The 13,582-nt window shown below is 59.0% G+C and carries 8 protein-coding genes; 5 read left to right on the top strand and 3 right to left on the bottom strand.

Annotated features, from left to right (window positions below):
• The first annotated feature begins 152 nt into the window (after positions 1-152).
• The gene (locus NL116_RS22125) at positions 153-4,955 is read left to right on the top strand and encodes an NEL-type E3 ubiquitin ligase domain-containing protein (protein WP_494374034.1); all 4,803 of its coding nucleotides are present in this window, start codon (positions 153-155) and stop codon (positions 4,953-4,955) included.
• A gap of 6 nt (positions 4,956-4,961) precedes the next feature.
• On the opposite strand, the gene mnmC is transcribed toward NL116_RS22125, so the two are convergent.
• On the bottom strand, positions 4,962-6,941 hold the full coding sequence (gene mnmC, locus NL116_RS22120) for a bifunctional tRNA (5-methylaminomethyl-2-thiouridine)(34)-methyltransferase MnmC2/FAD-dependent 5-carboxymethylaminomethyl-2-thiouridine(34) oxidoreductase MnmC1 (protein WP_494374033.1): 1,980 nt from the start codon (positions 6,939-6,941) through the stop codon (positions 4,962-4,964).
• Between the two features lie 129 nt (positions 6,942-7,070).
• Between mnmC and pap the strand changes: the two genes are divergently transcribed.
• Together pap and NL116_RS22110 are read left to right on the top strand one after the other, a co-directional pair.
• Positions 7,071-8,585: a polyphosphate:AMP phosphotransferase gene (gene pap, locus NL116_RS22115; protein ID WP_494374032.1), complete on the top strand. Its 1,515-nt coding sequence runs from the start codon at positions 7,071-7,073 to the stop codon at positions 8,583-8,585.
• A gap of 102 nt (positions 8,586-8,687) precedes the next feature.
• Positions 8,688-9,872: a thiolase family protein gene (locus NL116_RS22110; protein ID WP_494374031.1), complete on the top strand. Its 1,185-nt coding sequence runs from the start codon at positions 8,688-8,690 to the stop codon at positions 9,870-9,872.
• A gap of 122 nt (positions 9,873-9,994) precedes the next feature.
• Here NL116_RS22110 and NL116_RS22105 read toward each other — a convergent pair whose 3' ends face one another.
• A complete protein-coding gene (locus tag NL116_RS22105; protein ID WP_494374030.1) occupies positions 9,995-10,189 on the bottom strand; it encodes a DUF6316 family protein in 195 nt (64 codons plus the stop codon).
• Positions 10,190-10,372: 183 nt separating this feature from the next.
• Between NL116_RS22105 and NL116_RS22100 the strand changes: the two genes are divergently transcribed.
• Positions 10,373-11,332 (top strand): DMT family transporter, encoded by a 960-nt coding sequence (locus NL116_RS22100; RefSeq protein ID WP_494374029.1) that lies wholly within the window; start codon positions 10,373-10,375, stop codon positions 11,330-11,332.
• A gap of 130 nt (positions 11,333-11,462) precedes the next feature.
• On the opposite strand, the gene NL116_RS22095 is transcribed toward NL116_RS22100, so the two are convergent.
• A complete protein-coding gene (locus tag NL116_RS22095) occupies positions 11,463-12,857 on the bottom strand; it encodes a class II fumarate hydratase (protein ID WP_494374028.1) in 1,395 nt (464 codons plus the stop codon).
• Positions 12,858-13,049: 192 nt separating this feature from the next.
• On the opposite strand from NL116_RS22095, the gene NL116_RS22090 reads away from it, so the two are divergent.
• Positions 13,050-13,577, top strand: a complete 528-nt coding sequence (locus NL116_RS22090; protein WP_027924097.1) for a DUF2059 domain-containing protein — start codon at positions 13,050-13,052, stop codon at positions 13,575-13,577.
• Positions 13,578-13,582 lie beyond the last annotated feature (5 nt).

The raw sequence follows: 13,582 nt of genomic DNA, 5'->3' as shown, positions 1-13,582 counted from the left end.
AAAATTGCGGTCCATGTGCGGTACATAGTTAGGTTAAGCATAGAAGATGCTGCTGCTTAAGCCGCTGAAAACCCTTGGATTTTGAGTTTTTCATTGAGCAGCAAAGGTATTAACGTCAGGGTCTTTCTTGTATGCAATAAGGAACGTTGCGTATGCCTGTGCAGACCCCTGATACGGCGGCGATCAAGCCGTTCTCCACCACGGACAAGCTCGCGGCCCTCCTGCAGATGACCGGCGATCTGGAAACCGCCGAGTCGCTTCAAAAGACTCTTCCCCCGTGGCTTACAGATGCAACATCGGAAAAAATCGTGGCGTTTGCAGCCGCGACGCGTGAGCTTCAGGCCTGTCAGCTGAAAGTCCAACCGACGCTTGATCGACTCAAGTCGTTGCATGAGTTCTGCCGCGTTGAATTGACAGAGGAACTGATGCGGCAATACGACGTTGTTTTCGATGTAGAGCAAGACCGCGTTGAGCTGCCGGGGTTTGACTGTGGTTGCCCCGGAACCACCGAGCCCGACGATGTGGCCAAACAGGACACGATTGCCCGACGTAGCCTGCTAGAGGCTGCCATGCATAACTTTACCGAGGATGAAACGCAGGACGATGGATTTCCTGCGGGCGCGATTGTACGCGTGGCTTCAACGCCGGATGGCGTGCCCGGGTTGACACCTATGGCGTTTGCCAAGGTTTGCCGCGACCTGGACCTGGGTCGCAAGTACCAGACTCATTTCACGGACACCTTCAAACCTGCCGCGCTCGATTCTGATATCCGTCAGCTCAAGGCCAGTGCCCTGAAGGTCGATGCTCACGCCGCGTACCTTAAGGGGCACATCGGCGACTCGGCGTTTCAGATGCTGCAAGGGCTGACGCTGACCAGCGGTGCCGGAACGGCCTCGGGCGTTACGCCCATCCTTTACGAAACCGCACCGGTTCATCTGCAAGGGCTGGAGATGTTCGGCGCCTGCATGTGGGGGGTGGTGATCTTTTCAAAGCGATCGATCAAGGAGCATCCCGCGCAGTCGTGCGTGGTCTACATGCCGAACGACCCCAACCAGCCGGTTTATGAATACACCACCTTTGCGCTGTTCCGGTGGTACTTGATCCAGCAACTGAAGATCAGCGCTTACGCTGACTTTTTCGCCGGTTACATCGATGAGAGCAACAGGACCGATTTCTTCAAGTCTCTCGCGCAGCAGGCGGACTGGAAGATCAACACGCCAGCCATTCCCACGACACTGTTCACTTTCCTTTATCGAAGCCACGTCACGAAGATGAAAACCGATGCGTCGGTATTGGCCGTGCCGACATCGGAGGTGGACGCCGAAATTCGCCAGAAGCGCCTGTTGGGTTATGAAGAAAGGGGTCTGCTGATTGCCAATATCGCGGGGTTGTTTGTACCCGTGCTGGGGCAATTGATGATGGGTGTTGCCGTCGGGCAGTTGTTGGGTGAGGTTTACGATGGCATTGAAGACTGGCGCCATGATGACAAGGCCGGTGCGATGGCACACCTGCTCAATGTGGCAGAAAACATGGCGATGCTGGCGGCGTTTGCGGCGGGTACCAAGGCCATCGGTTCACTGGTCAAGCGGACTGTCGCGGCGCACCCGGATTTTTTCAATCACTTCATCGCCATCAACAACGCGTCGGGTAAACCCAGGCTCTGGAAGTCGGACGGGGCGCCGTATCAGCAAACGCCGCTGGCGGGTCTGATTGCCAACGCCGAGGGTATCTATCACGTCAATGCCCGGCGTTTCATCAAGATCGATGACGCGGCCTATGAGATTGCCTTCGATCAGGCGCAGGCCGCGTGGAGAGTCAGGCATCCCGCCCGCAGCGGCGCTTATTCACCGTTTGTCGAGCACAATGGTGAAGGCGGCTGGCGCTTCGCTCATGAGCAACCGGAAGCGTGGAGCAACGGTCTGTATGCCTTGAAGCGCATCGATCCACGGCTGGCCGAACTCAATGAAAGCCGGCTGGAACATATACGGAAAATCACCGACACCCCTGTCGCTCGGTTGCATCATCTGGCGGAAAAAAACCGGGGGCTACCTGCACGGTTCAAGGATAGCGTTGCGCGTTTTCGCATCGAGCAACGGCTGACCGATTTTATTGCGGACATGGAGAAAGGCGATACACGACGTGCCGAGTTTTCCCAGGAACAGCTGCATACCTTGCCGTCTATGCCGGGTTGGCCCGCAGACCGTTACATTGAAGTACTCGACGACGAGCGCAAGGTTACTGCGATGTACCCGCCAACGACGTTGGTCCGGGACGAAGAGTTAAGTGTTGAAGTGACCGAAGCGCAGTTGGCCAGGGGCGAGTTGCTGGATACGGTGGTGGCCGGGCTTTATCAGCGTGAGGTCGATGCATTACTGGGCAAGAACGTCCCCAAAGAGGCAGAAAGCGGATTACTTGCGAAGAAAATCGGAGCGGTGGTGAAGTCTGATCGTCGATCCGTCTTCAAGCACCTGTATCAACGGCATGACCAGAGCATGGTCAGCGATGTGCAAAAAGTACGCCGTGCTTTCCCTGAACTGCCTTCGGGTCTGGCGCAGGAGTTGATCGCAACCTCAACCAGTGCCGAACGCCTTCGCCTGCGAGCAACAGGACGGATACCCATGGGGCTGGCACAAAACATCCGGCAAGTGTTGGCCGATATTCGCCTGGACCGCGCGCTGGTCGGGTTTTCGTTACCCGACATTGCCGAGGCCGACACGCGGCAGTTGGCCATACCGTTGCTTTCCCGTCTGCGTGGTTGGAGCAATGACGTGCGGATCGAGCTCCGTGCCGGTTCTCCCACCGGTACGCTGGCCGCCAGCGTGGGTAACGAAAACGCTGCATTCAAACGAGTCGTCATTAGCACTGCCAGCGGACACGAAGCGTTCGACAGCGACGGGAAAACGCTTGGCGCCGCTTCGGGGGCCAACAGCCTCTACAGCGCGATGTTGCGCGCGCTTCCCCTGGAGAAACGCACAGCGCTGGGTATTGCCGGCGTCGGGGACAGCGATGCGGGGCAATTACGTGACCATTTGCTGGGTAAAGGCGTTGAGGATAGAGCCATCACCGAGCGACTGTTTTCAGGCGAGGCTATCGAAGAGACGGCTCTGTCCGGCGACTGCCTGCAAGCCGATCAACCAGTGGCCGGCTCGAGCCACCCTAGAACGCTGGTTCGCAAGGTCAGACAACTTTACCCGCTGTATACCGAAACGCAGGCCCGAACGTTTCTTGACGGGGCAGGCAATGACCAACTGGCGCGAGCGAGGCAGGTCAGACACCGACAACTGGCACTGAAAAAACTGCGAAGTGCACTCCGTGCCTGGCGCTCGGATGAGACCGGTTCGATGTTGCCGGCCGAGAGCGTGGGCGAGCGGCGCCAGAGTCGTTCGCAAGTTTGCGACAGCATGGAAAACAGCTGGCGCCAACTGTCTTTTACACGCAATGAGAAGGGGATTTCGGTACCGGGTTTAAGTCTGAACAAGATGGGCGTTGGCAAACTCCCGATATTGCCACCCGAGGTCACCTTTGATCACGTGCAATACCTGTCTCTCAAGGACATGGAGCTGGATAACGATGTGGCGTATTTTCTCAAGGCGTTCAAGAACCTTGAATCCCTGGAACTGGATGCCAACAAGCTGACATTGCTGCCGGAAATTCTTTCGCATATGCCTGCGCTCAAACACCTCAGCCTGGCGAACAACGATCTGCAGTTGACCGAACAGACCTTGAAGAAGTTGAACGGCCTGAGAACCCTTGAAACCCTCAATCTGAGCGCCAACCGCCGGCTTAGTGCAACGCTGGATGTCGGCCGGTTGTTTAATTTGCGTTATCTGTCATTGCGCGATACTCGCGCGACTGAAATGCCGAAAAATCTGGCACGGCTGCCCAATTTGGACCGGGTTGATCTGCGCGACAATGAGATCAAGGAGCTACCGGACTGGTTGTTTGGCAGCACCCGAAGGTTCAGCGAAACGCTCAACTTGCGGCATAACCCTCTTTCGGAAAACAGTCAGAGCCTGCTCGGGCAATTTCGCCAACGGGTGGGTGTTGGCATGGGATATCTGGAAGACGACATTGCCCGCTTGAACGAGCAACAGGCGAGGGAGCGCTGGTTGCCGCAGGAGTGGGCCTCGACTGTGCGGACCGCAACATGGACTGCATTCAAGGACGATCCCGCCTCGGATGGTCTGTTTCGATTACTGGCCGAGTTGGGCGACACGGCTGATGCCGAATATGTGCGCGAGGACCTGACGCGGCGAGTCTGGAGTGTGCTGGACACCGCCCAGAACAATTCCTCGCTGCGCGAGCAGGTGTTCGAACTGGCGGCCAATCCGATCAACTGCACGGATTCGGCGGCACTGAACTTCAGTCACCTGGAAGTGGCGACGGAAGTGGACAAGGTGGTTAATCCGATCGGGAATGTGCGTTCTACGGCGGCAGGATTGTTGAAGCTGGGCCGCGGTCTGTTTCGGCTCGAGGAACTGGAGAAGATCGCTCAAGGCCACACCAGGCAGGACCTGAAGGCTGATCCGCTGGAAGTCAGCCTCGCCTATCGAACCGGACTGGCCCACACACTGGACCTGCCGGGACAGCCCACCCACATGCGCTATGCCGCTTTGAGCGGCGTGAAACAGGCGGATCTCGACATTGCGGAGCGCAAGATAAAAAGTGCGGAGCTCTCAACGCAATTGAAGAAGTTTCTGCTGCGCCAGCCGTTTTGGACGGATTACCTGAGTCGCCATTACCTTGAGCGATTCGCCTCGATTAGCGCGACGTATCCGCCAAAGTTGCAAGCGGTATTCGAGAAGGCCGAGAACCTGACGACGGCCGATTATCTCAGTCAGGTCTCGGTGATCAAGACCGAAAAAGAAACGGCGGAGAACGCCGTTTTCGAGCGCCTGACCGAGGACCTCATGAAGATGGTGGAGCTGGGCACTTGCTCTCTGGCGGACGGTTGAGCGGTTTCACTTACCCCGGATCAAACGCCGCAAGGCAAAGCGGTTTGGGTGACAGGCTTCGGCAATGGATCTGGGCAATGGCAGCGGTTCGTTGTCGAGCCAGGCGGCCAGCAACTCGCCCGATATCGGTGCGGTAATCAGCCCCCGTGACCCATGGCCGCTGTTGACGTACAAGCCGTTCAGCCACGGGCAAAGGATGTCCGGAGTTTGTCGGGCATCCTTGCTCAGGGCGTTGTAGACGTCGCTGAATGCCTGGGTATCGGCCAGTGGGCCGACAATCGGCAAGTAATCCGGGCTGGTGCAGCGAAACGCGGCGCGGCCTTCAAGCGTTTCGGGTTGCAAGGTGTCTGCACCGAGTCGCGCGACCAGGTCCATCGAGATTTCTTCGAGCATGTGCAGGTTGCCGGCATGCTCCGCAGCGGTCGGTGTCAGGTCATCGTTATTGAAATCGAAACTCGCGCCAAGGGTGTGTTCACCCAAGCGTGCCGGTGCGACGTAGCCTTCGGCGCACACGACGGTGCTCAGGCTTTGGCTTTCAGGTGTCTGTTGCAGGCGGGTGATCTGCCCGCGAATTCGTTTGAGCGGCAGCTCGCTGCTGAATGGGAAACGCTTGATCTCGGCGGCGCCTGCAAGCACCACCACGGGAGCGTCAGCCAGCAATGATGTGCCATCCCACGCTTGCCATTGCCCGTCGACGCGGCGTAGTTCCAGCACATCACGATGGGTAAGCATCCGGATGTTCGGATGCCTCGCTTGCCAGTGGCACAGGGCGGGTGGATGCACCCATCCACCTTCGGGGTAAAACAGGCCTCCCGATTGCAGCGCAATACCGGCGCGGCGCTCGGCTGTTTCGTGATCAAGCAGGTGCAGCAGGTCTTCGGGAAACGCCGCCGCCAACTGCGCCTGACGCTCCGCTTCCTTGGTGTTGAAAGCCAATTGCAGTACCCCGCAATCGTCCCAGTCGATACCGCGATGCAAATGTTCGAGCAGCCGACGGGTATGGCCAAAACCACTGACAATCAACTGTGACAACGCCGTGCCATGGGCCGACAGCTTAAGGTACAACACGCCTTGTGGATTACCTGAGGCTTCTTGCGCGAGCGCCTCGTGACGCTCCAGCAAACTGACGTGCCAACCCCGTGCAGCGAGGCTGGCGGCCGAGGCGCAGCCGGCCAGGCCAGCACCGATCACCAGGGCACGACGCTCGCCATCCTGCGGCGTCGGACGAGCAAACCAGGGCTTTGCGCTAACGGGGGCGGCGCTGTCTTCGGGCCAACCGAGGAACACGCCCCGCAGGATTTCCCATTTGTGGCCGATGCCAGGCGTGCGCTTCATTTTGAAGCCCGCCGCATTCAACAGGCGGCGCACCCAACCCGTGCTGGTGAATGTGCTGATGGTCGAGCCTGGCGCTGCCAGCCGTGCCAGTTCGGCAAACAGCTCGGCGGTCCACATGTCGGGGTTTTTCGCCGGGGCGAAACCGTCGAGAAACCAGGCGTCAATCTGCGCGTCCAGTTGCGGCAACTGCTCCAGCGCATCACCGATCAGCAGCGTCAGGGTGACGCGACCGTCATCGAGGATCAGTCGCTGGAAGCCTTGATGGATCGCCAAATATTGCGCGAGCAACTGATCGGCGAACGGTTTGAGTTCCGGCCACAACGCCAGGGCCCGTTGCAAGTCGGGTGCATTCAACGGGTACTTTTCGACGCTGACAAAGTGCAGCCGCGCCCCCGCCACCGCGTGTTGCTCAAACAACTGCCAGGCACACAAAAAATTCAACCCGGTGCCGAAGCCGGTCTCGCCAATGACCAAGCGGCCACCGTCCGCTAACGCGGCAAAACGCTCACGCAAACTGTTTTGTTCAAGAAACACGTAACGGGTTTCTTCAAGACCGGATTTGTCCGAAAAATACACGTCGTCGAACACTCGCGAATACGGGCGACCCTGGTCGTCCCAGTCGAGTTGGGCGTGAGGCAATGCAGGTTTCATGGCAGGCTCGGCAACGGCAAGGTCGCCATTCTAGCCTCCCCGCCACAAAAGCCCACATTGCAAGGAATTTTCTCTGCTGGTGAACGGCCCAATCCGCTAGTCTTGCTCAATCTGGAAAGGGAGCCGTCCATGTTTGAATCCGCTGAAATCGGTCATGTCATCGACAAAGAAACCTATGACGCCGAGGTGCCGGCGTTGCGTGAAGCCTTGCTTGAAGCGCAATTCGAGCTTCAGCAGCAGCAACGTTTTCCGGTGATCATCCTGATCAACGGCATCGAAGGCGCCGGCAAGGGCGAGACGGTCAAGCTGCTCAACGAATGGATGGACCCGCGCCTGATCGAAGTCCGCACCTTCGACCAGCAGACCGACGAAGAGCTGGCGCGACCACCGGCCTGGCGTTACTGGCGGATGTTGCCGGCCAAGGGCCGCATGGGGATTTTCTTTGGTAACTGGTACAGCCAGATGTTGCAAGGCCGGGTCCATGGCCTGTTCAAGGATGCCGTGCTCGATCAGTCGATCAACCAGTCCGAGCGCTTTGAAAAAATGCTCTGCGACGAAGGCGCGCTGATCTTCAAATTCTGGTTTCACCTCTCCAAAAAACAAATGAAGGCACGCCTCAAGGCCCTGGCCGACGATCCGCTGCACAGCTGGCGCATCAGTCCGCTTGATTGGCAGCAATCCCGGACCTACGACAAATTCGTGAAATATGGCGAGCGCGTGTTGCGCCGCACCAGCCGTGACTACTCGCCGTGGCATGTGATTGAAGGGGTGGACCCGCACTATCGCAGCCTGATCGTGGGCAAGATCCTGCTCGAAGGCCTGCAAAATGCGCTCAAGCGTTCAAAGGTCCATCCCGACAAGGTCAACGCCGCGCCGCTGCCGATCCATATCGATCAGATCAACCTGCTCGACAGCCTCGACTTGACCCTGAGCCTGGACAAGGACGATTACGAAGAACAGCTGATTACTGAACAGGCGCGGTTCTCCGGTCTGATGCGCGACAAGCGCATGCGTCAGCACGCGTTGGTGGCGGTGTTCGAAGGCAATGATGCGGCCGGCAAGGGCGGGGCGATCCGGCGTGTCGCGGCGGCGCTCGATCCGCGCCAGTACAGCATCGTGCCAATTGCCGCGCCCACCGAAGAGGAGCGGGCGCAGCCTTATCTGTGGCGGTTCTGGCGCCACCTGCCGGCGAAGGGCAAGTTCACGGTATTTGATCGTTCCTGGTACGGGCGGGTGCTGGTGGAGCGCATCGAAGAGTTCTGCCCGCCAGCAGACTGGTTGCGGGCTTACAGCGAGATCAACGACTTCGAAGAGCAGATTTCCGATTCGGGCATCATCGTCGTCAAGTTCTGGCTGGCCATCGATAAGCAGACCCAACTGGAGCGTTTCCAGGCCAGGGAAGAAATTCCCTTCAAGCGTTTCAAGATCACCGAAGACGATTGGCGCAATCGCGAAAAATGGGACGCTTACCGTGCCGCGGTCGGTGACATGGTCGATCGCACCAGCACCGAAATCTCGCCTTGGACGCTGGTCGAAGCCAATGACAAGCGCTGGGCGCGGGTCAAAGTCCTGCGAACGATCAATCGGGCATTGGAAGACGCGTTCGAAAAGTCCGACAAGAAGGCCAAAAAGCAGAAGAACTGAGGCGATGGTTACGCATACGCGGGGTGAATGATCGTCGCGGTCGGTTATGAGGTGGACTTATGCTCGGTCCACTCTCAACCGACAACAACAATGAGGTATGCCATGCGTGAAGTGGTGATCGTCGACAGCGTGCGGACCGGCCTGGCCAAATCCTTTCGCGGTAAATTCAATCAGACCCGTCCGGACGACATGGCGGCGCATTGCGTCGACGCCTTATTGGCGCGTACCGGCATCGACCCGGCCAGCGTCGAGGATTGCATTGTCGGCGCGGGCTCCAACGAGGGCGCGCAGGGCTACAACATCGGGCGCAACGTGGCCGTGTTGTCTCGTCTGGGCATCGGCACCGCCGGCATGACGCTCAACCGCTTTTGCTCCTCCGGCTTGCAGGCGATTGCCATCGCCGCCAACCAGATCGCTTCGGGTTGCAGCGACATCATCGTGGCCGGTGGCGTCGAGTCCATCAGCCTGACCATGAAAAGCGTCAATACCGACAACCTGATCAACCCGCTGCTGAAAGAGCAGGTGCCGGGCATCTACTTCCCGATGGGGCAGACCGCCGAAATCGTCGCGCGCCGTTACAGCGTCAGCCGTGAAGCGCAGGATCTGTATGCGTTGCAAAGTCAGCAGCGCACGGCGGCGGCACAGGCTGCCGGTCTGTTCGATGATGAAATCGTGCCGATGGCGGTGAAGTATCGGGTTGAAGACAAGGCCACCGGGCAGCTTCAAATCCTCGATGGCATCGTCGATCGCGACGACTGCAACCGCCCGGACACCACACTGGAGAGCCTCGCCGGCTTGAAACCGGTGTTTGCCGAAGACGGTTCGGTCACCGCGGGCAACTCGTCTCAACTGTCGGACGGCGCGTCGATGACGCTGGTGATGAGCCTTGAAAAAGCCCTGGAACTGGGCTTGAAGCCCAAGGCGTTCTTCCGTGGTTTCGCGGTCGCCGGGTGCGCGCCGGATGAAATGGGCATTGGCCCGGTGTTCTCGGTGCCGAAGTTGCTGAAGGCCAAGGGCTTGCTGGTTACCGACATTGATCTGTGGGAACTCAATGAAGCGTTTGCCTCGCAGTGCCTGTACAGCCGTAACCGGCTGGAGATCGATAACGAGAAGTACAACGTCAATGGCGGGTCGATTTCGATCGGGCACCCGTTTGGCATGACCGGTTCGCGTCAGGTCGGGCATCTCGTGCGGGAATTGCAGCGGCGCCATTTGCGTTATGGCGTCGTCACGATGTGCGTGGGTGGCGGGATGGGCGCGACGGGGTTGTTTGAAGCGGTTCGATGAGCATCAAGAATTTGCGGTGATCATCAGGCCGCCTTCGCGAGCAGGTCGAATCGTCGCACCGTCGCTCCCACAGTTGATCGCAATCCAATGTGGGAGTCTGCTCGCGAAGGCTGCGCCTCGGTTTATCGGCGGGCGCTCAAATCCAGCATCCGCTCGATATACGCCTGAATCTCCCGCGCCGCCGCCTCGGCATTGTCAAACGGCCCCTCGAGCGTATTTTCCCGAGTACTGAAATACAGCTCCCCATTCACACGACACAACCGGTCACTGCGAAAGTGCGTCGCGGGGGCGTTGTCCTGGGCGCGCATGCCGTACATGGCGATCTCCTGAAGGTGAATCTCCTGAGCTTATGCACGAACCCCCGACTGTGCCCGGCCAACTGATCGACGGCCGCTACGACCTGCACAGTTTCATTCGCGTCCACTCGCCAACTGTCCCTGTGTGCCCGACGCCGCTGCGCCTAGAATGGTGCTTCTCGCCATCTGGCTGTTGGGGTTCGCATGCACATTTCATCCGGTCGCTGGGTCTATGGTCTGTTTCTGGCCCTGCTGACCGCGCTGTTGTGGGGAATCCTGCCGATCAAGCTCAAGCAAGTGCTGCTGGTGATGGACCCGGTGACCGTCACCTGGTTTCGCCTGATCGTGTCCGGCGGTTGCCTGTTTGTTTACCTGGCCGCGACCAGGCGTTTGCCGACACGCAACGTTCTCGGCCCGCGAGGTGGCTGGCTGGTGTTGATGGCGGTGCTCGGTCTGGTCGGCAACTACGTGCTTTATCTGATGGGCCTGAACCTGCTCAGCCCCGGCACCGCGCAACTGGTGGTGCAAATGGGCCCGATCATGTTGCTGATCGCCAGTCTGTTTGTCTTCAAGGAGCGCTTCAGCGTGGGGCAGGGGATTGGCCTGTTGGTGCTGCTGATCGGTTTTGCCCTGTTCTTCAATCAGCGCCTGGCCGAGTTGCTCACCTCGTTGACCGAGTACACCACCGGCGTGCTGTTGGTGTTGTTGGCGTCCACGGTCTGGACCTTCTACGCCTTGGGGCAGAAGCAATTGCTCACGGTGTGGAATTCGTTGCAGGTGATGATGGTGATCTACCTGTTCTGCGCGCTGTTGCTGACACCGTGGGTGCATCCGCTTGAAGCGTTGCAACTGAGCCCGCTGCAAGGCTGGCTTTTGCTGGCGTGCTGCATGAATACCCTGATCGCCTATGGCGCGTTTGCCGAAGCGCTGGCCCATTGGGAAGCGTCGCGGGTGAGTGCGACGCTGGCGATCACGCCGTTGGTGACGTTTGTCGCGGTCGCGGTGGCGGCGTGGTTATGGCCCGATTATGTGCATGCCGAGACGATCAATGGACTGGGTTATGGCGGGGCGGTGCTGGTGGTGTTGGGGTCGGCGTTGGTGGCGTTGGGGCCTTCGTTGATGGCGGGGCTCAAGGCTCGTAAGGTACGAATGGCAGCAGGTTAACCGCGTTATCGTTCATCGCGGGCAAGCCACGCTCCCACAGGTTTTGTGTAGATCACAATATCCTTGATCGACTCAGAACCTGTGTGAGTGTGGCTTGCCCGCGATGACTGACTGTCAGGCGCTACACCTCTCAGCCCTTGGCCCCGGCCTCCAGCATATTCTCCGGTCGCACCCACGCATCAAACTGCTCATCCGTCAAATAACCCAGTTGCAACGCTGCCTCCCGCAACGTCAGCCCTTCGGCATACGCCTTCTTGGCAATTTCCGCGGATTTGTCATAGCCGATGTGCGGATTCAGTGCCGTCACCAGCATCAAGCCACGCTCCAGGTGTTCCGCCATTTTCTCTGCGTCCGGCTCAAGTCCGGCGATGCAGTGCTGCTGGAAGTTGCTGCAGCCGTCCCCCAACAGGCGAATCGATTGCAGCAGGTTGTGGATGATCACCGGTTTGAACACGTTCAGTTGCAGATGACCCTGACTCGCCGCAAAGCCGATGGCGACGTCATTGCCCAACACCTGACAGGCCAGCATCGACAGCGCTTCGCACTGTGTCGGATTGACCTTGCCCGGCATGATCGAGCTGCCCGGTTCGTTAGCCGGCAATTTCACCTCGGCGAAACCGGCACGCGGGCCCGAGCCCAACAGGCGCAGGTCGTTGGCGATTTTCATCAACGTTACCGCCAGGGTTTTCAGCGCCCCCGACAGCGTGGTCAGCGGCTCATGGCCAGCCAGCGCGGCGAACTTGTTCGGCGCGGTGATGAAGGGTAGGCCGGAGAGGGCGGCCAGTTCGGCAGCAATCGCTTCGCCAAAACCGTGCGGCGAATTCAGCCCGGTGCCAACGGCGGTGCCACCCTGGGCCAGTTCGCACACGGCTGGCAGCGCGCTGCGGATCGCCCGTTCGGCGTAATCCAGTTGCGCGATAAACGCCGAAATTTCCTGGCCGAAAGTGATCGGTGTGGCGTCCATCATGTGCGTTCGACCGGTCTTGACCAGTTTCATGTGACGCGCCGCCAGCTCGGCCAACCCGCCCGACAGTTCACTGATGGCCGGCAGCAAATGCTGTTGCACGGCTTGGGCCGCCGCAATGTGCATGGCGGTGGGGAAGCAGTCATTGGAACTTTGCGAGCGGTTGACGTGATCGTTGGGGTGCACCGGCGACTTGCCGCCTCGCGGGTTGCCGGCCAGTTCGTTGGCGCGGCCGGCGATGACTTCGTTAACGTTCATGTTGCTTTGGGTGCCGCTGCCGGTCTGCCAGACGACCAGCGGAAATTGATCGTCATGGCTGCCATCGAGCACTTCGTCGGCGGCCTGCTCGATCAGCCGGGCGATGTCGGCGGGCACGTCGCCGTTCCGGTCATTGACCCGCGCCGCGGCTTTCTTGATCAACGCCAGGGCATGCAGCACCGCCAGTGGCATCTTTTCGTTGCCGATGGCGAAGTTAATCAGCGAGCGTTGCGTCTGAGCGCCCCAATAAGCTTCATCCGGGACTTCCACCTGGCCAAGGCTGTCGGTTTCGATACGGCTCATCATGCACACTCCTGTCGGTCTGATAGCGCAGTTTAGGCCGTGATCGTCGGCCGTGGTTCCATCTGTAGGCTTTTTGCCTCTTTAACCCCTCTAATTCAGGCCTGACAAGGCTTGGGGTTGAGTGACACACTTTTTTAGGCGCAGAATGGACGCCCTTGGGGTTTTACCTCGCCTGCTAGAAAAGGAAACTCGATGACTCGTCTTCGTGCCATCTGTACCGCGGTTGCACTGGTTTGCGCCAGCGGCCCAGTTTTTGCCGATACCGCCAGCCACAACGCCAGTGCCGAAGCTTTCCTGACCCTGGCGCACGCTGACAAATTGGGCACTCCGGTGTACATGCAAGTACAGCAAATGTTCGCTCAGCGCTTTGAACAGACCAAAGCCCCTGAATCGAAAAAAGCCTTGCTGGAAACGTATCAAGCCAAAGCCAACGCCGCGCTGGACCAAGCCATTGGCTGGAACAAGCTGAAGCCGGACATGGTCAAGCTCTACACCACCAACTTCACCGAGTCCGAGCTCAAAGATCTGGTGGCGTTCTACCAGTCGCCGCTGGGCAAGAAAGTCCTGGAAAAAATGCCGCAGCTGACTCAGCAATCGGCCCAGATGACTCAAGCCAAGCTGGAAAGCGCAGTGCCTGTGGTCAACAAACTGTTGGCTGACATGACTGCCGAGCTGGACCCGAAAGGCGCCGCCGCTCCAGCAGCCAAGAAAAAGCCTTAAGCGGA

The sequence above is a fragment of the Pseudomonas sp. FBCC-B1667 genome (genome assembly GCF_059133255.1).
This window is presented reverse-complemented; position numbering and strand designations above follow the sequence as displayed.

What these genes read in the sequence shown, in the direction of transcription:
- pap (WP_494374032.1), top strand. Translation starts at nt 7,071, where the DNA reads ATGTTTGAATCCGCTGAAATCGGTCATGTCATCGACAAAGAAACCTAT.
- NL116_RS22095 (WP_494374028.1), bottom strand. Translation starts at nt 12,857, where the DNA reads ATGAGCCGTATCGAAACCGACAGCCTTGGCCAGGTGGAAGTCCCGGAT.
- NL116_RS22125 (WP_494374034.1), top strand. Translation starts at nt 153, where the DNA reads ATGCCTGTGCAGACCCCTGATACGGCGGCGATCAAGCCGTTCTCCACC.
- NL116_RS22105 (WP_494374030.1), bottom strand. Translation starts at nt 10,189, where the DNA reads ATGTACGGCATGCGCGCCCAGGACAACGCCCCCGCGACGCACTTTCGC.
- NL116_RS22090 (WP_027924097.1), top strand. Translation starts at nt 13,050, where the DNA reads ATGACTCGTCTTCGTGCCATCTGTACCGCGGTTGCACTGGTTTGCGCC.
- NL116_RS22110 (WP_494374031.1), top strand. Translation starts at nt 8,688, where the DNA reads ATGCGTGAAGTGGTGATCGTCGACAGCGTGCGGACCGGCCTGGCCAAA.
- mnmC (WP_494374033.1), bottom strand. Translation starts at nt 6,941, where the DNA reads ATGAAACCTGCATTGCCTCACGCCCAACTCGACTGGGACGACCAGGGT.
- NL116_RS22100 (WP_494374029.1), top strand. Translation starts at nt 10,373, where the DNA reads ATGCACATTTCATCCGGTCGCTGGGTCTATGGTCTGTTTCTGGCCCTG.